The organism is Actinomadura sp. 3N407 (genome assembly GCF_052245875.1).
Taxonomy (GTDB): domain Bacteria; phylum Actinomycetota; class Actinomycetes; order Streptosporangiales; family Streptosporangiaceae; genus Spirillospora.
Window position 1 is genome coordinate 50,367 of the sequence record NZ_JBQQBP010000018.1, and the last position, 18,870, is coordinate 69,236.

Annotated in this window: 18 protein-coding genes, 1 pseudogene and 1 riboswitch; of the genes and pseudogenes, 11 read left to right on the forward strand and 8 right to left on the reverse strand. The window is 73.1% G+C overall.

The genetic code is table 11. The features are described from left to right. Positions 1–7: 7 nt before the first annotated feature. From ACTWPP_RS34870 to ACTWPP_RS34880, 3 genes are read right to left on the reverse strand one after another with little or no spacing between them, the layout of a single operon-like run. Complete coding sequence (locus ACTWPP_RS34870) at positions 8–1,213, reverse strand: hypothetical protein (protein ID WP_443108670.1); 1,206 nt, start codon at positions 1,211–1,213, stop codon at positions 8–10. Continuing rightward, positions 1,203–2,483 carry a hypothetical protein gene (locus tag ACTWPP_RS34875; RefSeq protein ID WP_443108671.1) on the reverse strand — a complete coding sequence of 427 codons (1,281 nt, stop codon included), beginning with the start codon at positions 2,481–2,483 and terminating at the stop codon, positions 1,203–1,205. The genes ACTWPP_RS34870 and ACTWPP_RS34875 overlap by 11 nt, the downstream gene beginning before the upstream one ends. Further along, positions 2,480–3,196, reverse strand: coding sequence for a hypothetical protein (locus ACTWPP_RS34880; RefSeq protein WP_443108672.1), 717 nt, complete (start codon positions 3,194–3,196; stop codon positions 2,480–2,482). The genes ACTWPP_RS34875 and ACTWPP_RS34880 overlap by 4 nt, the downstream gene beginning before the upstream one ends. Positions 3,197–3,422: 226 nt before the next feature. On the opposite strand from ACTWPP_RS34880, the gene gap reads away from it, so the two are divergent. The 5 genes from gap to ACTWPP_RS34905 all read left to right on the forward strand — a co-directional run bounded on the left by gap (position 3,423) and on the right by ACTWPP_RS34905 (position 7,396). Then, entirely contained in the window at positions 3,423–4,427 is a 1,005-nt protein-coding gene (gene gap / locus ACTWPP_RS34885) for a type I glyceraldehyde-3-phosphate dehydrogenase (RefSeq protein ID WP_443108673.1), read from the forward strand. 132 nt (positions 4,428–4,559) lie between these two features. After that, the gene (locus ACTWPP_RS34890) at positions 4,560–5,750 is read left to right on the forward strand and encodes a phosphoglycerate kinase (protein ID WP_443108674.1); all 1,191 of its coding nucleotides are present in this window, start codon (positions 4,560–4,562) and stop codon (positions 5,748–5,750) included. A gap of 2 nt (positions 5,751–5,752) precedes the next feature. Next, positions 5,753–6,562 (forward strand): triose-phosphate isomerase, encoded by an 810-nt coding sequence (gene tpiA / locus ACTWPP_RS34895; RefSeq protein ID WP_443108675.1) that lies wholly within the window; start codon positions 5,753–5,755, stop codon positions 6,560–6,562. A gap of 137 nt (positions 6,563–6,699) precedes the next feature. Then, positions 6,700–6,942: a preprotein translocase subunit SecG gene (secG, locus tag ACTWPP_RS34900; RefSeq protein ID WP_443108676.1), complete on the forward strand. Its 243-nt coding sequence runs from the start codon at positions 6,700–6,702 to the stop codon at positions 6,940–6,942. 82 nt (positions 6,943–7,024) lie between these two features. Then, positions 7,025–7,396: an RNA polymerase-binding protein RbpA gene (locus ACTWPP_RS34905; RefSeq protein WP_443108677.1), complete on the forward strand. Its 372-nt coding sequence runs from the start codon at positions 7,025–7,027 to the stop codon at positions 7,394–7,396. 183 nt (positions 7,397–7,579) lie between these two features. Here ACTWPP_RS34905 and ACTWPP_RS34910 read toward each other — a convergent pair whose 3' ends face one another. After that, positions 7,580–9,253: a substrate-binding and VWA domain-containing protein gene (locus tag ACTWPP_RS34910; protein WP_443108678.1), complete on the reverse strand. Its 1,674-nt coding sequence runs from the start codon at positions 9,251–9,253 to the stop codon at positions 7,580–7,582. A gap of 315 nt (positions 9,254–9,568) precedes the next feature. On the opposite strand from ACTWPP_RS34910, the gene ACTWPP_RS34915 reads away from it, so the two are divergent. The 3 genes and pseudogenes from ACTWPP_RS34915 to glyA all read left to right on the forward strand — a co-directional run bounded on the left by ACTWPP_RS34915 (position 9,569) and on the right by glyA (position 12,487). After that, positions 9,569–10,060, forward strand: a complete 492-nt coding sequence (locus tag ACTWPP_RS34915; protein ID WP_443108679.1) for an Lrp/AsnC family transcriptional regulator — start codon at positions 9,569–9,571, stop codon at positions 10,058–10,060. Between the two features lie 109 nt (positions 10,061–10,169). Beyond that, positions 10,170–10,970 (forward strand): annotated as a pseudogene (locus tag ACTWPP_RS34920) (DMT family transporter); the annotation flags it as partial. A 104-nt stretch (positions 10,971–11,074) separates the two neighbouring features. Then, positions 11,075–11,161: riboswitch (ZMP/ZTP riboswitch) on the forward strand. A 54-nt stretch (positions 11,162–11,215) separates the two neighbouring features. Further along, positions 11,216–12,487, forward strand: coding sequence for a serine hydroxymethyltransferase (gene glyA / locus ACTWPP_RS34925; RefSeq protein WP_443108680.1), 1,272 nt, complete (start codon positions 11,216–11,218; stop codon positions 12,485–12,487). On the opposite strand, the gene ACTWPP_RS34930 is transcribed toward glyA, so the two are convergent. Then, on the reverse strand, positions 12,484–13,296 hold the full coding sequence (locus tag ACTWPP_RS34930; RefSeq protein WP_443108681.1) for a class I SAM-dependent methyltransferase: 813 nt from the start codon (positions 13,294–13,296) through the stop codon (positions 12,484–12,486). The two genes, glyA and ACTWPP_RS34930, sit on opposite strands and share 4 nt — an antisense overlap. Beyond that, positions 13,280–14,362, reverse strand: a complete 1,083-nt coding sequence (locus ACTWPP_RS34935; RefSeq protein WP_443108682.1) for a GNAT family N-acetyltransferase — start codon at positions 14,360–14,362, stop codon at positions 13,280–13,282. The genes ACTWPP_RS34930 and ACTWPP_RS34935 overlap by 17 nt, the downstream gene beginning before the upstream one ends. Before the next feature lie 161 nt (positions 14,363–14,523). On the opposite strand from ACTWPP_RS34935, the gene ACTWPP_RS34940 reads away from it, so the two are divergent. From ACTWPP_RS34940 to ACTWPP_RS34950, 3 genes are read left to right on the forward strand one after another with little or no spacing between them, the layout of a single operon-like run. Next, positions 14,524–15,195: a carboxymuconolactone decarboxylase family protein gene (locus ACTWPP_RS34940; RefSeq protein ID WP_443108683.1), complete on the forward strand. Its 672-nt coding sequence runs from the start codon at positions 14,524–14,526 to the stop codon at positions 15,193–15,195. Next, entirely contained in the window at positions 15,188–15,775 is a 588-nt protein-coding gene (locus ACTWPP_RS34945; protein WP_443108684.1) for a GNAT family N-acetyltransferase, read from the forward strand. The genes ACTWPP_RS34940 and ACTWPP_RS34945 overlap by 8 nt, the downstream gene beginning before the upstream one ends. Positions 15,776–15,825: 50 nt before the next feature. After that, the gene (locus ACTWPP_RS34950) at positions 15,826–17,262 is read left to right on the forward strand and encodes an NAD(P)/FAD-dependent oxidoreductase (protein ID WP_443108685.1); all 1,437 of its coding nucleotides are present in this window, start codon (positions 15,826–15,828) and stop codon (positions 17,260–17,262) included. Here ACTWPP_RS34950 and ACTWPP_RS34955 read toward each other — a convergent pair. Both ACTWPP_RS34955 and ACTWPP_RS34960 read right to left on the reverse strand, forming a co-directional pair. Next, positions 17,259–18,023: an isocitrate lyase/PEP mutase family protein gene (locus ACTWPP_RS34955; RefSeq protein WP_443108686.1), complete on the reverse strand. Its 765-nt coding sequence runs from the start codon at positions 18,021–18,023 to the stop codon at positions 17,259–17,261. The two genes, ACTWPP_RS34950 and ACTWPP_RS34955, sit on opposite strands and share 4 nt — an antisense overlap. Then, on the reverse strand, positions 18,020–18,868 hold the full coding sequence (locus ACTWPP_RS34960) for a cytochrome P450 (protein WP_443108687.1): 849 nt from the start codon (positions 18,866–18,868) through the stop codon (positions 18,020–18,022). Before ACTWPP_RS34960 ends, ACTWPP_RS34955 begins: the two co-directional genes overlap by 4 nt. Between the last annotated feature and the right edge of the window lie 2 nt (positions 18,869–18,870).

Below are 18,870 nucleotides of genomic sequence, written 5' to 3' on the forward strand. Positions count from 1 at the left end.
GATCAGATCAGTCGGTCTTGTTCAGGTCGCCTCTGAGGACTCTGTGGATCAGGTCGTCGCGGAGCTGGCCGTAGCCGGTTTCGGCCCAGACGCTCTGGGACGGGTCGGCCTCGTAATACGGGAGGTCGCGGCCGTCGCGGCGTTCCATGAGGACGTCGGGGGTCTGCTTGTTGCGGGCCGTGCGGGCGCAGGGGCGGCAGGTCTGGACGCGGAGGCGTTTGCGGGAACCGACGGGGCGCCAGTCGAGCTTCGTGGCGGCGTCCCCGTGGAGGGGGTTGAAGAAGCAGAGGGGCATCGGGGGGATCTCCGGTTCGCCGTTCGCGACGGCCTTGGCGGAGGCGAGGGCGTCGCGGCCCTGGTCCAGCAGGACGAGGACGCCGGCGAGGTCGGGGACGCCGCGCGCCGCGTCGAGGGTCTTGCCGGCAGCCTGGTAGGCGTCCAGGGCGGTGGCCATCAGGGTGCGGGCCTTTTCGTTCGCGGCGGGGACGCCGCTCTCGTCCAGCAGTTCGCCGAACGTGATGACCTCGTGGGACGCCTGCTCGCGGAGCTGGTCCTCGCCGGCGCGGTTCGCGGTGGCGAACACCGTGCGGGGCATCAGCAGGGCGCTGCCCTCGCGGCGGACGGACGTCATGCGGCGGCGGCGCCACAGCAGGAAGCCCGCGACACCGGCCACGGCCGCCCCGGCCGCGCCCAGGGGGAGTGCGAGGTCGCCGTCGTCCTCGGCTCCGGGGGCGCCGTCCCTCTCCCGGCGTTCCTTGGCGCGCTGGTTGATCTCGGCGGAGACGCGGTCGTACTCCTGGGAGCCGGTGCCCGAGATGATCAGGTCGGTGATGCGGGACAGCCTGGCCGCGAGCGGCGCGTCGTCCATGGCGCGGTCCAGGGTGACCGCCCAGGCGGCGTCGCGGGCCTGGTACTCGCCGCCCCACTCGCGCGCGGCCAGGTCGTCGGTGTCGTCGTCGAAGGTGATGAAGATGCCGTCGCGGCCGAGCCGGTCGTGGACGACGGTCGCGAGCTGCTCGGCCTCCGTCCACGTGCCGCCCTTGACGATGGGGACCAGGACGACGAACACGGGCGCCGGTGCCTTCTTGAACTTGGCGAGGAGCTTGCGCCGTTCCTGCTGGGGGAGTGCGGACGCCATCGACGGGTCGACGTAGATCGGGGAGCGGCGGAGGGCGGTGGCCAGCCGTTCGCCGGGGGACGGTTCAGTCAACACCGAGGTACCTCATCACGCGGGGAAGGAAGTTCTTGCCGGTGGCGCCCCACGCCGCGTCCCGCCACACGCCGGGGATCGCGGTGTGGGGGCGGTGGCCGTCCGGGCCCGGGACCTTGAGCAGGTGTTGCTGGGTGAGCCCGGACCGCTTGTCGAATTCATTGCAGGCCTCGCACACCGGGCACGGTTTGGGAAGGACTTTGTGGTCGAGCTTCGCGAGGCGCCTGCGCACGGTGGACTCGCCGTGCAGGGGGTTCACCACGCAGGGGACGGGCGGGGACGCGATGTCCCGGATGAGTGCGAGGCGTCCCTGGCGGGCCAGGACGATCGCGCCGACCAGGTCGATGGCACGGTCCACGTCGTCCTTGGCGTCGTCGTAGAGGATCTGGGCGGCGTCGTAGGCGGAGACGGCGTAGGGGCGTCCGTGTCCGGCCTCGGTCGCAGTGAGCAGGCGGCGGAGCCGTTCCAGTTCCTTGGCGCCCTGGCGGCGCAGCCGGCGCATGCTGGGCTTGGTCCCGGTCCAGTTGTGCCTCAGTACCCTCTTCCGGTCCCGGGTGGATGGGCCCCTGTGGCCCAGGAGGGCGAGGACGCCGAGGCCGGTCCAGTACAGCAGCGCGGCACCGACCGGCCCGACGAGGAGGAGGCCGGTGAGGAACGGGGCCTGGACCTCGGGGTCGGGCGATGTGAACTGGTGCTCCTCCCCGAACGGGTCCGGGGTGGAGTACAGCGTCGGCATGCCGGGGGACGCCGACGGCGCCGTGGCGTAGCCGTTGAGCCGCTGGACGATCCGGTCGGCGAGCCCGTCGAACGGGCGGTCGTGGTCGGCCGGGTTCGAACTGCCCGGCTCGTCCTCGTCCAGGGAGGAGTACCGGTACCGGCGCGGCACCCGGAACGCCTCGGAGTCCATGCGGCCGTGCGAATTGACCATCACGTAGAGCCCGTCCCGCCGCGCCCGCTCATGCAGCGCGAACAGGAACGCCTCGTTGCGGCCCTGGGACTCCGAGTCGGTCAGGTTCGGGAGGACGACGACGTAGGCGGGCACACCCAGCCGCCCGGCGGTCTCGCCGATGGCCTGGCGGACCCGGCCGCGTTCGGTCCCGTCGAGGGCGCCGCCGACGTCGGGGTCGACGAACAGAGGGTCCTCGGCGAGGGCGGCCGCGACCCGGACCAGGCGGTCGTCGGCGTGCGGAGGGCCGTCGGCGGCCGCGGACCCGGCCGGCCACGCGGTGAGGGCGAGTGCGGCGAGGAGCGCCAGGGCGCCTGTTCGTCTCATCGGCGTCCCTTCGGCTGCTTCTTCTTCCTCTGCGGCGGTTTCGTCCGGCGGGTGCGGCGGTGGATCAGCAGGGCGAGGATCGGCAGTCCGCTGAGCGCCGTGCCTCCGCCGAACGTCCCCCACTCCACGTACGCGGCCCGCCGTTCCGCGGCGTCGTCGGCGTCCAAGGCCTTGCGGAGCTCCGACTTGGGTCTCGGGCGCGGGTCGTCGGCGCGTTCCTTCGCGTGGCCCGACAACGCGATGTCGACGAACCGCTCGACCTTCTCGGGGGCGGTCGCGTCGGAGGGGAGTTCCCGGCTCGTGGCCTGCCAGGCGTCGTCGACCGGGAGGCGCCGGGCTCCGCCGAACTGGCGCACTTCGCCGCTGGACGTCGACGGGGACACCACGAGGTAGATCCCGTCCTCGCGCAGCCGGTCGCGCAGGAGCGCGATGAGCGAGTCGCCGGGGTTCCCCAGCCCGAGGGTGACGGTGGGCGTCACCGCCACGTAGACCGGGACGCCCAGCCGGGCGACGGACGCCCTGATCCGCGCGGCGGCGTCCGGCGGCAGCACACGCGGGGTGTGGTCGGTGACGTAGACGGGGTCGCGGCGCAACTGGGCGGCGATGTGGTCGGCGCGGCTCGCCGGCTCGGCGCGCTCCAGCCCGGCCGCCGGGGCGGTGAACAGGCACGCGAGCATTCCGGTCAGGACAAGGACGAACCACCCGCGGCGCATGGACGGGAAGTCTAGTGATGATCGCCGGAACGCCGTGACCGGGAACGGAAAGGGACGATCCCCCGCCCGGGGGAGGCGGGCTCACCCCCGGATTTCCCACACCGGCGGTGTCGGGCTACTCGCCGGTCATTGGATAGGGTCGGGGGTTGGGGGAGTTCCCCAGATCGACCGTAGTTAACAGTCCGGCTGACACCGGGCGCTATCGACGTGCGAGGAGAGCCGTTCCGTGACCATCCGAGTAGGCATCAACGGTTTCGGCCGGATCGGCCGCAACTTCTACCGCGCTGTGAAGGCATCCGGGGCCGACATCGAGATCGTGGCGGTCAACGACCTGACCGACAACGCCACGCTCGCCCATTTGCTCAAGTACGACAGCATCCTCGGCCGCCTTCCCGAGGACGTGCGCGCCACCGCGGACGAGATCGTCGTCGGCGGCAAGGCCATCAAGGCGTTCGAGGAGCGCGACCCCGCCGACCTCAAGTGGAGCGACGTCGGTGTCGACATCGTCGTTGAGTCCACCGGCTTCTTCACCGACGCCACCAAGGCCAAGGTGCACGCCGACAACGGCGCCAAGAAGGTGATCATCTCCGCGCCGGCCAAGAACGAGGACCTCACGGTCGTCCTCGGCGTCAACGAGGACAAGTACGACCCGGCCGGCCACACGGTGATCTCCAACGCGTCCTGCACCACGAACTGCCTGGCCCCGCTGGCGAAGGTGCTGCACGACAGCTTCGTCATCGAGAAGGGCCTGATGACGACGATCCACGCCTACACGCAGGACCAGAACCTGCAGGACGCGCCGCACAAGGACCTGCGCCGCGCCCGCGCCGCCGCGGTCAACGTCGTCCCGACCTCCACCGGCGCCGCCAAGGCCATCGGCCTGGTGCTGCCGGAGCTGAAGGGCAAGCTGGACGGCTACGCGCTGCGCGTCCCGGTGCCGACCGGCTCCGCCACCGACCTCACCGCGACGCTGTCCCGCGAGGTCACGGCCGAGGAGGTCAACGAGGCGTTCAAGGCCGCCGCCGAGGGCCCGCTGAAGGGCTACCTCACCTACACCGAGGACCCGATCGTCTCCAGCGACATCGTCACCGACCCGGCGTCCTGCATCTTCGACGCCGGGCTGACCAAGGTCATCGGCGACCAGGTGAAGGTCGTCGGCTGGTACGACAACGAGTGGGGCTACTCCAACCGCCTCGTCGACCTCGTCAAGCTCGTCGGCTCGCAGCTCTAAACCGCTCTTCGGGCGGAGCCCGGGGTCCGGGGGCCCGCCCCCAGGGGGTGACTCTGCAGGTTTCCGGCGCCGTGGCCGCGCACCAGGCGCGCGGCCGCGGCGCGGCCGTGTACGGAAGGACATCGCATCCCGATGCGCACCATCGACGATCTGGACGTCGCCGGCAGGCGCGTGCTCGTCCGCGCGGATCTGAACGTCCCGCTGCAGGACGGCACCATCACCGACGACGGGCGGATACGGGCGAGCCTGCCGACGATCGAGGCGCTGCGGTCCCGGGGCGCCAAGGTCATCGTCTGCGCCCACCTCGGCCGCCCCAAAGGGGAGGTCAAGCCCGAGTTCTCGCTGGCCCCGGTCGCGGGACGGCTCGGTGAGCTGCTCGGCGCGGACGTGGCGTTCCAGCCCCTCGACGTCGTCGGCGACTCCGCCCGCGCCGCCGTGGACGGCCTCGCGGACGGCGGCGTCGCGCTGCTGGAGAACCTGCGCTTCGAGCCGGGCGAGACCAGCAAGGACGACGCCGACCGCGGCGCGTTCGCCGACCGGCTCGCCGTCCTCGCCGAGATCTACGTCGGGGACGGGTTCGGTGCCGTGCACCGCAAGCACGCGTCCGTCTACGACGTGCCGGAGCGGCTCCCGCACGCCGCCGGCGGGCTGATCGCCGCCGAGGTCGAGGTCCTGAAGCGGCTCACCGAGGACGTCGAACGCCCCTACGCGGTCGCTCTCGGCGGCTCCAAGGTGTCCGACAAGCTCGGCGTGATCGACAACCTGCTCGGCAAGGCCGACCGCATCCTGATCGGCGGCGGCATGGTGTTCACCTTCCTCAAGGCCCAGGGGCACGAGGTCGGCGAGAGCCTCCTGGAGGAGGACCAGCTCGACACCGTCCGCGAATACCTGCGGCGGGCCGAGGAGACCGGTGTGGAGTTCGTGCTCCCGGTCGACATCGTCGCCGCCACCGCGTTCGCCGCCGACGCCGACCACGGCGTGGTCGCCGCGGACGCGATCCCGTCCGACCGGCTCGGCCTGGACATCGGCCCCGAGTCCGGCAAACTCTTCGCCGCACGGCTCGCGGACGCCCGCACCGTGTTCTGGAACGGCCCGATGGGCGTGTTCGAGATGGAGCCCTATTCGCACGGCACCCGCGCCGTCGCCCAGGGCCTCATCGACTCCGGCGCGTTCACCGTGGTCGGCGGCGGCGACTCCGCCGCGGCCGTGCGGCGGCTCGGCTTCGACGAGGCCGCCTTCTCCCACATATCGACCGGCGGCGGCGCCAGCCTCGAATATCTCGAAGGCAGGACGCTGCCCGGCCTTCAGGCCCTGGAGGACTGACGATGGCCCCCACGACCCCTTCCGGCGGGCAGAGCGGCCGCAAGCCGCTGATGGCCGGCAACTGGAAGATGAACAACAACCACCTTGAGGCGATCTCGCTCGTCCAGAAGATGGCGTTCGCGCTCAAGGAGGCCGACCACGACGCCGTCGACATCGCCGTGATCCCGCCGTTCACGGCGATCCGCTCGGTGCAGACGCTGGTCGACGCCGACAAGCTCGGGATCCAGTACGGCGCGCAGGACGTCTCCCAGCACGCCTCCGGCGCCTACACCGGCGAGATCTCCGCCGCGATGCTGGCCAAGCTGGGCTGCGCCTACGCCGTCGTGGGGCACTCCGAGCGCCGCCAGTACCACGCGGAGGACGACGCGCTCGTCAACGCCAAGGCCAAGGCCGCGCTCGCCGCCGACCTCACCCCGATCCTGTGCGTCGGCGAGGGCCTGGAGGTCCGCAAGGCCGGCGAGCACGTGGCGCACGTCCTGGCGCAGGTGGACGGCGGGCTGGAGAAGATCCCCGCCGACCAGGTGCGCCGCACCGTGATCGCCTACGAGCCCGTCTGGGCGATCGGCACCGGCGAGGTCGCCACCCCGCAGGACGCGCAGGAGGTCTGCGCCGCCATCAGAACGCGGCTCGCCGAGCTGTACGACGGCGGACTGGCCGACCGGGTGCGTATCCTGTACGGCGGGTCGGTCAAGGGCGGCAACGTCGCCAAGCTCATGACACAGGACGACGTGGACGGCGCCTTGGTCGGTGGTGCCAGCCTGGACCCGGGAGAGTTCGTCAAAATCTGCCGGTACCGGGATCTCCCCGTCTGATCAAAACTGATCAATTCTGTGTCAACTGGGGGTTCTTGCCGAACCAGCGGGTTGTTCGTCGTACCCTTCGTACCTGACGGGTAAACCGCCCGGCCCGATCCACCGTCCTGACTACGAAGACAAGGCGCTGAAGAAACGTGATCATCGCATCGTCCATCGTGCTCGTGCTGTCGAGCCTGCTGATGGTGGTCCTCGTCCTGATGCACAAAGGCAAGGGCGGCGGACTGTCCGACATGTTCGGCGGCGGCATCTCGACGTCCCTGGGCGGGTCGTCGGTGGTGGAGCGCAACCTCGACCGGCTGACCGTCGGTGTCGGCCTGGTCTGGTTCGCCTCCATCGTCGTTCTGGGGCTGCTGGTCAAGAGCAACGGCGCCGGCTGAACGACCCGTCAGGCATATGCGAGCGCCGCGCCGTCCTGGAGGGCACGGGCGGCGGCGGAAACACTGAGCGAGGAGTAACTCCGTGGGTAGTGGTAACGCGATTCGGGGCAGCCGTGTCGGGGCCGGTCCGATGGGAGAGGCGGAGCGCGGCGACGCCGCCCCCCGCGTCTGGGTGACGTTCTACTGCGCCAACCGGCACGAGACCCGTCCCAGCTTCGCGACCGACGTCGCGGTCCCGGAGACATGGGACTGCCCGCGCTGCGGGTTCCCCGCCGGCCAGGACTCGGAGAACCCTCCGGCCCCGCCGAAGACCGAGCCGTACAAGACGCACCTGGCGTACGTGAAGGAGCGGCGCAGCGACGAGGACGGCGAGGCCATCCTCGAGGAGGCGCTCGCCAAGCTCCGCGAGAAGCGCGCCGCCGTCAAGCGGGCCCTGGAGTCCGCGGGGCGGTAATCCTCATGGCCGTGTTCATCGCAGTGCCCTCCTCCCTGGGGCCTTGAGGCCCTCCATCGGCGGGCACTGCGTCCCGGTCGATGACCTTCGAGGGAACGGGCTCCCGTGCCATCACAGGCGGGAGCCCGTGCATGTGGTGACCGGCGATCAGTGACGCCGCCGGGACCGTCGTGTCAGCGGGCGTCAGCAGTCGGGGGCGCAGAGGCGGCGGGCCGTGGCCTGGCCGAAGATCCGCAGGATGTCCTGCGGGCGTTGCGCGGTGTAGACGCTGCCGCCGGTCGCCTCGGCGATCTTGCCGAGTTCACCGGTGTCGACGTCCGGGCCGAACCCGATCACGATGATCTGGACGGGCCGGGCCGGGTCGCGTCCCTTGCGCAGGGCGGTCAGCGTCGCGGCGAGCGCCGGCCCGTCCGGGTCCTCGTTGCGGCCGTCGGTGAACACCAGCACCGTGTTGATCATTTCGGGTTTGTGGGTCTCGCGCATGTACCGGACCGCGGCCAGCAGCGTGTCGTACAGGCCGGTGTCGCCGTCCGGCTTCGGGCGCAGCGAGGAGAGGGTGCTCAGGATCCGCTGGCGGCGGGTCGCCGAGCCGATCCGCCGGCCGAGCGGCCCCATCGGCACGGTCTCCCGCCAGTCCCGGTCGCCGTCCATCCGCGTGGAGAAGACCCACTGGCCGAGTTCGGTGTCGTCGGGTTGCAGCGCCAGTCCCCGCTGCGACGCCTGGGCGATCGCCTGAAGGCGGGTGAGGCGGGCGCCCGGGACCGGCAGGGCCATCGACCCGGACACGTCGATCACCGACAGCATCCGTGAGCTCAGCGCCAGCCGCGCCCACGCCTGCGCGACCCGCCGGACCTCCGCGGTGTCCGGGCCGGGCAGGTTCGGCGGCTGCCACGCCTCCACCCCGTCGGCCTCGGCGAACACCGCCGGCGGCTCCCCGTCGGGGTCCCGGAATCCGTGCGAGCGGAAGATCTCCCGGGCCCGGTCGGTGCGCAGCGTCCGCGCGAACAGCCGTCCCGCGGGCCCGTCGTCGATCAGCGTGAGCGGAAAGTCGAGGTGCAGGGTGCCGTCACGGGGATAGACGGCCTCCGCCGGGATCGGCGGCTCACCATGGTTGTGCGCCCACACCGCCTGCTCGGGGGTCAGCAGGATCGGGACACGCCCGTCCGCGCCCTTCCCGAACGCGTCGAACTGCCCCCGCACATCGGGCGCGGCGGCCCCCCGCACCGAGCGCGCGAACGTGGCGAAGGACCCGTCCGACTTCCGGTACAGCTCGTGGGCGATCAGCAGCGACATCATCCCCGCGCCCGTCCGGGCGGGGTCCGCCGGCGTCAGCCGGAAGGAGCGGGACCCCTCCGATCCCGGTACGGCCGCGCCCAGCAGGTCCTCCCACGACCCGCTCACCCGGCCCGCCTCCGCCCGCGGAAGGGCCGCCACCAGCGGCGAGCGCGCGAGGGCGCCGCCCACGGCGACGGGCGGCCGGTCGAGCATCCGCAGCCAGAGCGACGAGTCCGGGACCCAGACGTCCGGCCGCCGGACGCCCGCGTCACGCGGAATCCGTCCCGCCAGCAGCGCCTGCACCCCCGCAGGTCCGGAGGCCCGCACGGTGACCCGCACACAGCCGCCCCCGGCCCGGTGCTCCCGCCGGTTGAAGTCCGCGCCCACCGCCGACACCGCGCCGGCGATCTCCGGGGCGACCGCGACGTCGAGCCCGAGCACGGGGCCGGAGCACCCCTGGGCCTCCGACAGCGCGTACACCGAGGTGCCGAGCACGGCCGCGAGCGCCACGCCCGTGACCGCGGCGGCCCGCCGCACCCGCCGCCGTGGGCGCCCGCCGTTCCCGCGATGTGCTCCGCTCAAGGTCGACCTCGACTCCCCGTCCGGCGGAGACCCGCGCCACCGGAAACTGTGAGCCGCCCATTGTCGGGACATCCCGGGCCCCACGGCATCGGCGAAATCGCCTGCTTGTTCGGACTTTCTCTTCCTTCGGGCCTTGGAGGCGGCTCGCGTTGCGGTCCGCTGCGCGATCATCGCGGTGGTTCGGGTCGTCGCGGCGTTGTGGCGGCGGTTCGAACTCTCCGCGTCCTGGTCGAATATTCTTCGGGGGATGGGGCGTCCGGGCGCGTTTCGCGCGTGAGAGTTCGGCGTCCGGGCGGCGTTTCGAGAGGGGAGACCATGGACGCGGTCGATCAGGCGATCCTGCGGCGGCTGCAGCGGGACGGGCGGCAGACCAATCGGGAGCTGGCGGAGGCGGTGGGGATCGCGCCGTCCACGGCGCTGGAGCGGACGCGTGCGCTGCGTTCCCGTGGCGTCATCACGGGATTCCACGCCGCCGTCGACTTCGAGCGGCTCGACCGGGGCGTGCAGGCGCTGATCTCGATCCGGATCCGGCCGCAGTCGCGCGAGGCGATCGAGTCGGCGCGCGACAGCATGGCCGCGATGCCCGAGGCCATCGGAGTGTTCGTGGTGACGGGCAATGAGGATCTGCTCGTTCACGTCGCGGTGCCGAGCACCGCCTATCTGCGTGACTTCGTGCTCGACCGGCTGGCGCGGCGCAAGGAGTTCGTGGACGTGCGCACCACGGTCGTCTACGACTACGTCCAGCCCGTGGAGCAGGCCGAACTTCCGTTGGCGGAGCGGCATGAGGGCCGAACGTCCTACACCTGATTTCAGGTTTCGGGCATCCATGGTGAACGATTAACGGGTACAGCCTGCCTGGCCGTATGAACGACGGCTGAGCGGCTCTATATCCGCATTTTCTTTTAGCGTTGCGGGTATGGACCGACGAAACAAATCATCTGGGACGCTGCTGGTCCTCGCCGCGGGAGTGCTCTGGGGGACGGTCGGCCCGGCGCAGGTGATGGCCGGGTCGTCCGCGAGCCCGGTGGCGGTCGGCGGGGCCCGGATCCTCTCGGGTGGCCTGATCCTCGCCGCGCTGGTGCTGGTGACGAACCGGCGGGCGTTCCTCGCCCTCTCGCGGCGGACCTGGGCGCCGCTGGCGGCCGCGTCGGCGGCCACCGGTACGTTCCAGGCGGCGTTCTTCAGTTCGGTCGACCGGACGGGCGCGGCCGTCGCGACCGCGGTCGTGTTCGGGCTGGCGCCGGTGTCGACGGGGCTCTGCGAACGGCTGGTGCTGGGCTCCCGGCTGAGCCGGCGCTGGTGGGCGGGGACGGCCTGCGCGATCGGCGGCGTCGCGCTGCTGATGGTCCCCGGCTCCGCCGTCGAGGCCGATCCCGCCGGGATCGCGCTGAGCCTCGTCGCCGGGACGTGCTTCGGCGTCTACACCGTGTCGGCCAAGGTCCTCACCGGGCGGGACGTGGGGATGGCCGCCGCCGTGTCGGTGACGCTGCTCGCCGGGGGATCGGCGCTGCTGCCGTGGACGCTGACGGAGTTGCCGGCCCTCGCGGCTCCCCGGTCGGCGGCGCTCGTGGCCTGGCTCGGTATCGCCGCCACCGCCGCCGCGTACATGTGCTTCGTCACCGGGCTCGGCCGCGTGACGGCGGCGGCCGCCGGGACGCTCAGCCTCGCCGAGCCGCTGGTGGCGGCGGGCCTGGCCATCGTCGTCCTCGGCGAGCGCATGTCGGCGCCGGTCGCGGCCGGGTCGCTGCTCCTGCTGGGCGGGCTGTTCGTCGTCTCGTTCCCGGCGCGGCCGCCGCGCGGGAGGGCGGCGGCTCGCTATGATGGCGTCCACGCGACTGGCGCAGTCAAGGTGGAGACGACCACCGGGGAGCGAAAGTAGTCCGCACGCCGCGCGCCTGGGTGTACGGGTCCCCTTCGCCGGGGCGCCCGAAAGTCCCGGCGCGAACAGCGCGGAGGCTCGCGATGCACGAAACGTCCATTTCCCATCTGCAGGGCCGGGACCCCGAGGTCGCCGGGCTGGTGGAGGCCGAGGCCCGCCGCCAGTACGAGAAGATCCGGCTGATCGCCTCGGAGAACTACGTGTCGCCGGCCGTCCTTGAGGCCACCGGCTCCGTCCTGACCAACAAGTACTCCGAGGGCTACGCGGGCAAGCGGTACTACGAGGGCCAGCAGAACGTCGACCCGATCGAGCTGCTGGCCATCGGCCGCGCGAAGGAACTGTTCGGCGTCGAGCACGCCAACGTCCAGCCGTACTCGGGGTCGCCCGCCAACCTCGCCGTCTACATGGCGTTCCTGGAGCCCGGCGACCCCGTGATGGGCCTGTCGCTGCCGATGGGCGGCCACCTCACGCACGGCTGGTCGGTGTCGGCCACCGGCAAATGGTTCGACCCCGTCCGGTACGACGTGCGCGCCGACACCGGCCGGGTCGACATGGACAAGGTGCGCGACCTGGCGCTCAAGGAGCGGCCGAAGCTCATCTGGTGCGGCGGCACCGCGATCCCGCGGACGATCGACTTCCCGGCGTTCGCCGAGATCGCCCGTGAGGTCGGCGCGGTGCTGGCCGCCGACATCGCGCACATCGCGGGCCTGATCGCGGGCGGCGCGCACCCGTCCCCGGTCGGCCACGCCGACGTGATCACCACGACCACGCACAAGACGCTGCGCGGACCGCGCGGCGCCATGATCATGTCGACGGCCGAGCACGCGAAGGCGATCGACAAGGCCGTGTTCCCGGGCCTGCAGGGCGGCCCGCACAACCACACCACCGCCGCGATCGCCGTCGCGCTGCGGGAGGCCGCGCAGCGGGACTTCTCCGGGTACGCGCGGCAGATCGTCGCGAACGCCGGGGCCCTCGCGGCGGCGCTCCTGGAACGCGGCTACGACCTGATCTCCGGCGGCACCGACAACCACCTGATCCTCATCGACCTGACGAACAAGGGCATCGCGGGCAAGCCCGCCGCGCAGGCCCTCGACCGCGCCGGGATCGAGTTGAACTACAACGCGGTCCCGTTCGACCCGCGCAAGCCGTTCGATCCGTCCGGCCTGCGGCTCGGCACCGCCGCGATCACCACCCGCGGGCTGGGGGAGGCGCAGATGCCGCGGGTCGCGGCCTGGATCGACGAGGTCGTGCAGGCCGCCGCCAAGGGGGACGAGACGGTCGTCGACAGGGTCGCCGCCCAGATCCGGGAGTTTCTCGCGTCCTATCCGATGCCGGGCTGGACGTCCACGCCCTAGGCGCCGCGCAGAATCGTGATCATGCGCCAGGCTTCGGGGTCGGTGAGGGCCACCGTGTCCGCTCCGGCTCCGAAGTCGCCGTACTGCGCCACCACCTCCAGGCCGCTGGCCAGGCGGATCGCGGCGTCGAGTTCGGTGGCCGTCCAGAAGCGGTAGGGGACGACGTCGCGCAGCACCCGTGCATCGCCGTTGCCCGGGGCGACGACGTCGCCGTCCCCGGTGATCGTCACCGTGACGTGGTCGTCGGCGATCTGCGTCACCGGGTCGAGCCGGTCGCCCGGCTCGCCCCAGCGCACACTGGCGTGGACACCGCCGCGCTCGACCGTCCAGCCGGTGCTGACGGTCGGCTCGTCGCCCAGCCGGTCGCGGGGATGGGACATCTCGACGATGTAGAGGCCGCCGGGGGACAGGTGCGCGGCGGCCCGGCGCAGGTGCGCGACGAACGCGTCCAGGGTCATCAGGTGCGACGTGGAGTCGAGCATCGTCACGATGAGGTCGAACCGGCGGCCCAGATCGAACCGGGTCATGTCGTCCTGGACGACCTCCACTTCGACCTCGGCGCGCGCGGCCTCGCGGGCGGCGTAGGCGCACATCTGCGGGTTCAGGTCGAGCGCGGTCGCGGCCAGGCCGCGGCGGGCGAACTCGCGGGCGTGCTCGGCCGGCCCGGCGGCCAGCTCCAGCACGGTCCCGGGCCGCCCGGCCGGGCGGTGCTCGGCGCACCAGCCGAGCAGCACGTCCACTTCGGCGGGCACGTCACGGAACGAGCACGCCAGCTCGTACGCCCAGGGATCGTCATAGATGCCGGTCACCCGGCCATCCTGCCAGCGTGCCGGGGCCTGCCGGGCGGCCGTCCAGCCGGAGCCGGATCTCCACGACGGCGGGGTCGGCGGTGCGCCGGGTCCGGCCGCCGAGCGAGGTCAGCAGGCGCCGCATCCGCGCGTTCTCGCTCAGCGCCGTCGCGCGCAGTTCCACGACGCCGCGGTCCCGGCCCAGCGCGATGAGGAGGTCCGCGAGGGCACGGCCGAGGCCGCGGCCCTGCCAGCCGTCCTCGACCAGGAACGCGACTTCGGCGACGCCCGGGTCGAGGACGTGGATGAGGTGCGCGAGGGCGAGCAGCGACCCGTCCGGCCCCTCGGCGACCAGCGTGAGGCCGTACGCGGAGTCGCAGAACCGCTCGATCGCCCGCCGCGGCGGGTACGGCTTCGGGCTGAAGTACCGCATCCGGCGGCTGCCGGGCGAGCAGCGTTCGTGCAGGGCGCGGACGGCGTCGCCGTCGCGCGGCCGGATCGGCCGGACGACGGCACGCGTGCCGTCGCCGAGCACGACGCGGTGGGACGCGGGACGCCGCGGTCCGGCGGGCAGCGCGGCCCTGACCAGCGCGTCCGCGCGCGCCGCCTCGGTCGTGGTGAACGGCAGGCCGAACCTGCGGAGACGGACGGAGCGGCCGCGCCCCACCGGGACGGTGAGGACGCACGCGTCTGTTGCGTCCGGGCCGGTCCCGTCTCGGCCGGGGGGCGCCCAGGCGGCCTCGTCGGCGCGGAGCAGCTCGCCGAGGACCGCGGGGACGGCGTGCGGCTCGGTGCGCAGCCGGGACGCCAGGACGAGGGCGCGGGTCGGTTCGTCCACCAGTTCGTGCGGGCGGGCGGGCCGCACGGCCGTGCGGGTCCCGCCCGCGGCGCCCAGTGCTTCGGCGAGGTCGCGCGCGTCGGCGCCGCCGCGGGGGACGTCCACGATGAACTCGTCCACCACGCCGTCGGCGTCCATCTGGACGGACAGGCCGAGGATGTTGGCGCCGCGCCGGCCGAGTGCGGCGGTGAGCAGGGCCAGGCGGCCGGGTCGGTCCTCGATCGCGGTGCGGATGCGCAGCAACGGCATTGGAACGTTCCCTTCGCGGGCCGGGGCCCGTCCGTCTGCGATGCGGTCGGCGACCAGGTTCGCCGACGTGTGTTACGCGACCGCTACGTCAGCGTGTGCCAGGGGTTTCACATAGCGGACGGGACTTGAGCGGCCCGGGCCGACCGCCTACCGTGCGGTGAGTGATCGACCCCGTGAGCGGTGAGCCTGTCAACGACCGACCTCCGCCCGGTCCCTCCACGACCCGGCTCCCTCTGCTGCTGCCCGGTTCGCTCAGCGACGAGCAACGAACCGTCTACGAGGCCCTGACCGGCGGCCCGCGCGCCACCGGCCGCACGCCGCCGTTCGGCATGGCCGACGAGTCGGGCCGCCTGCACGGCCCGTTCAACGCCATGCTCTACAGCCCGTCCGTGGGCCTGCCGCTCCAGGACCTGGGCGTCGCGCTGCGTTTCCGCACCGCGTTCACCAAACGTGAGCGGGAGATCGCGACGCTGGTCGTCGCCGCGCACCTCCGGTCCGACTACGAGTGGTACGCGCACGAGCGGATCGGGCGCCGCGCTGGCCTCGGCGACGACGAGATGGACGCGCTGCGCGAGGGCCGCGCCCCCATGCTCGCCGACGTCCGCGAACGCGTCGTCTACGAGGCGACGCGGCAGCTCGTCGCCGAGAACGACCTCGGCGACGCCGTGTTCACCGAGGCGGCGGCCACGCTGGGGCGCACCGCCGTCGTCGAGCTGGTCACCCTCGTCGGCTACTACAAGGCGCTGGCGCTTCAGCTGCGCGTGTTCCGGGTGGGCGTCCCGGACGGCGAGACCCCGCCCGGGTGGCCCGCCGCGGAGGACGGGGATGACTGAGGTCCTGCGCACGGTCCGGCTCGTGCTGCATCCGGTGACCATGCGCGACCACGGCGCGCTGCTGACGCACTGGACGGGCCCGCTCGTCCGCCGCCACCTGTTCGCCGACCGCATGATCTCCGCCGTCCAGGTGACGGAGATCATCGACGCCAGCGAACGGGACTTCGCCACCGAGGGCTACGGGCTGTGGGCGCTGCGCCCGGCCCACCGGACCGCCGGAATCGACGGGACCGCGCCGGGCGGGCCGCTGATCGGCGTGGCCGGGCTCAGCCACCACGACGGGCCGCTCGGCCACGGCGTGGACGTGGAGATCCTCTACAGCCTGGAGCCGGACCGGTGGGGCCAGGGCCTGGCCGCCGAGGCGTCCCGCGCGGTGCTCGACTACGCGTTCGGGGTGGTCGGCGTGCACCGCGTCACCGCCGAGATCGACATGGCCAACCCGGCGTCGGCGGAGATCGCGCTGCAGCTCGGGATGCGCCGCCGGCCGGACGGGGCGGGCGGCCCCGACGGCGCGGCCTACTATGCGGCGGACCGCTCCCGCTGGATCGGATCCCGTCGAATTGTCGATGCCGTTCCCTAGAATCCGTTGCCTGCTGTTGATTTTGGTGCCGAATCCAGCACTATGAGCGCATGAGCTCCTCGTTGCGTCGCGCGCCCCTCGCCCCCGGCTTCGGCAATGGCGGGGTCTCCCACTGGCACCGGGCGGCCGGGCGTCCCGAGCCGGGCCCCCGGCTGCCGGGGCCGCGCACCGCGGACGTGTGCGTCGTCGGCGCCGGATACACCGGGCTCTGGACGGCCTACTACCTCAAACGCGCCCGCCCCGGCCTGCGGATCATCGTGCTGGAACGCGAATTCGCCGGGTTCGGGGCGTCCGGCCGCAACGGCGGCTGGGTGCTGGGGGAGATCGCCGGGTCCCGGGAGCGCTACGCCGCCGAGCACGGCCGTCCCGCCGCGATCGCGCTGCAGCGCGCCATGTTCGGCGCGGTGGACGAGGTCGCCCGCGTCGCCGCCGACGAGGGCGTCGATGCCGGCCTCGTCAAAGGCGGGGTGCTGCACGTCGCCCGCAACGCCGCCCAGCGCGCCCGCCTCGCCGCGCTGGTCGACGAGGCGCACAACTGGGGCTGGACGGACGCCGACCTCGTCCCGCTGCCCGCCGGCGAACGCGACGACCGGCTGCGCGTCGAGGGCGCGACCGGCGCCGCGTGGAGCCCGCACTGCGCCCGCGTGCAGCCCGCCGCACTCGTCCGCGGCCTCGCCGGCGCCGTCCGGGGCCTCGGCGTGCCGATCTACGAGGGGACGCCCGTCGTCCGGATCGACCCGCGCCGCGCGGGCGTCCAGGCCGCCGCCGTCACACCGTTCGGCACCGTCACCGCCGAGTACGTGCTGCGCGCCACCGAGGGCTTCACCGCCGGGCTCCCCGGCCACCGCCGCGACTGGCTCCCGATGAACAGCTCCATGATCGTCACCACGCCGCTGCCGGACACGACGTGGAAGACGATCGGCTGGGAACGCCGCGAACTCCTCGGCGACATGGCGCACTACTACATGTACGCGCAGCGCACCGCCGACGACCGCATCGCGTTCGGCGGCCGCGGCCGCCCCTACCGGTACGGCTCCCGCATCGACGAAGGCGGCCGGACGCGGCCGTCCACGATCGACGCCCTCTGGACGGCGCTGACCGCGATGTTCCCCGCCGTCGCCGGCGAAGGCCGCGTCGCCCACGCGTGGTCGGGCGTCCTCGGCGTGCCCCGCGACTGGTGCTCGACCGTCGTCCTCGACCACGCGACCGGCCTCGGCCACGCCGGCGGCTACACCGGCCACGGCGTCGCCACCGCCAACCTCGCCGGCCGCACCCTCCGCGACCTCGTCCTGCGGCACGACACCGACCTCACGGCGCTGCCGTGGGTGGACCGCCGCGTCCGCCGCTGGGAACCCGAACCGCTGCGCTGGCTCGGCGTCCACGCGATGTACGGCCTCTACCGCGCCGCCGACGCCCGCGAGTCGTCCTCACCGTCCCCGAGCACGTCCGTCCTGGCCCGCGTCGCCGACAGGATCACCGGGCACTAGGGCCGGACGAGTTCCTGGACGTCCCCGTACGAGGGCGCGGGTTGATCGCCGTCTCCGCCCGCGACGCCGAGGGCCGCGGTGACGGTGGCCTGCAGCGCCTTCCGGAACAGCTGCGAACCGGTGCTGAGGCGGTGCACGCCGAGGCGGTCCATCCGCGAGTACTCGGTCTTGCCCGGCATGAACAGGACGTTCAGCGGGACGTCCGCCGCGTCGAGGACGGCCCGGATGTCGGCGTCGTCCACGATCCCCGGGACGAAGACCCCGTCCGCGCCCGCCTCCGCGAAGGCGCGGGCCCGCCGCAGCGTCTCGTCGCGGTCCGGGTCGCCCAGCCAGAACGTGTCGGTGCGGGCGTTCAGGAACACCTGCGGCGCGGCCCGCTTCACCGCGGCGATGACGGTGGTCTGGTGGTCGAGCGGCGCGAGGGTACCGTCGGACCGCCCGTCCTCCAGGTTGATCCCGGCGATCCCGCACGAGGCCAGTTCGGTGACGAGTTCGGCGACGTCCGCGACCCGCGTGGAGAACCCGCCCTCGATGTCGACCGTGACCGGCACGGGCAGGCGGGACAGGACGCGGGCGAGCGCGAGGGTCTCCTCCCGGGTGTCGCCCGCCGCGTCGGTCTTCCCGGCCGCCGCCGCGACGCCGAGGCTGGTCGTCCCGATCGCGGGGAACCCGGCCTTGACGAGGGCCGCGCCGCTCGCGAAGTCCCACGCGTTCGGCAGGACCAGCGGACGGTCACCGTGGTGCAGTTCGTGGAAGTTCACCGGCCGTCCTCCGTTCCGTGCAGGACCGCCTCGACCACACCGGCGGCCAGATGGAGCGCGTGGCCGCCGCCGGGACACGGCCGCCGGCCCGCGCCGAGCGTCAGATGGGGACGTTCCCGCCGGTCAGGATCAAAACGGCCGGGTTCGTCGAACACGTCCGGGTCCCGGTTGGCGGCCCGCAGGTCCAGCGTGACGACGGCGCCCCGGGGGATCGCGCGGCCGTTCAGCCGTGCGCCCTCGGCGGCGACGCGGCGCAGGACCGGGGCGGGCGGGTCGAACCGCAGCGTCTCGGCGACGACGCGGTCGACGGGCCGGCCGCGGAACTCCGGGCGCCGGGCGTACGGCAGCGTCGCCCGCACGAGCGCGGCGGTCGCCTCGCACGCCTGCACGAGGACGGCGACGCGGCCCGCGACTCGCTCGTCCGGACCCGGGCCGAGGAGCCGGACGAGCGTCGCGACGGCCGCGTCCGCGCCGCTCCGCCCCTCGCCGGTGAGGTAACCGGACGCGGCGACGGGAACGGCGTCCCCGAGCGTGCCGAGGTCGGTGACGCCGAGGGCCTCGCCGAGCACGATGACCGGCACCCGCTCCGGGCCGTCCCCGGCCAGGACGCGGTCCCGGGCGCGAAGCCGCAGGTGATCAGGGCTGATGGCATCCAGTTCGTCCACCACGATGGCGCGGCGCCGTGCATGGTCGGCGCCCTCGCTGAACCGGCACACCGTCTGCCGGAGCCACGCCAGCGAGTGCGGGCGGGCGCCGCCCGGGGCCGGCGGGACGGCGAAGCGGGCGTCGCTCAGGACGGCCGTGACGTCGGCGTGCCCGGTGACGAGCAGATCTGTGTTCTCCACGT

Excerpts from the sequence above, each read along its gene's own strand:
- ACTWPP_RS34880 (WP_443108672.1), bottom strand. The coding sequence starts at position 3,196 with ATGCGCCGCGGGTGGTTCGTCCTTGTCCTGACCGGAATGCTCGCGTGC.
- glyA (WP_443108680.1), top strand. The coding sequence starts at position 11,216 with ATGCACGAAACGTCCATTTCCCATCTGCAGGGCCGGGACCCCGAGGTC.
- ACTWPP_RS34935 (WP_443108682.1), bottom strand. The coding sequence starts at position 14,362 with ATGCCGTTGCTGCGCATCCGCACCGCGATCGAGGACCGACCCGGCCGC.
- ACTWPP_RS34950 (WP_443108685.1), top strand. The coding sequence starts at position 15,826 with ATGAGCTCCTCGTTGCGTCGCGCGCCCCTCGCCCCCGGCTTCGGCAAT.
- ACTWPP_RS34945 (WP_443108684.1), top strand. The coding sequence starts at position 15,188 with ATGACTGAGGTCCTGCGCACGGTCCGGCTCGTGCTGCATCCGGTGACC.
- ACTWPP_RS34875 (WP_443108671.1), bottom strand. The coding sequence starts at position 2,483 with ATGAGACGAACAGGCGCCCTGGCGCTCCTCGCCGCACTCGCCCTCACC.
- tpiA (WP_443108675.1), top strand. The coding sequence starts at position 5,753 with ATGGCCCCCACGACCCCTTCCGGCGGGCAGAGCGGCCGCAAGCCGCTG.
- ACTWPP_RS34915 (WP_443108679.1), top strand. The coding sequence starts at position 9,569 with ATGGACGCGGTCGATCAGGCGATCCTGCGGCGGCTGCAGCGGGACGGG.
- ACTWPP_RS34890 (WP_443108674.1), top strand. The coding sequence starts at position 4,560 with ATGCGCACCATCGACGATCTGGACGTCGCCGGCAGGCGCGTGCTCGTC.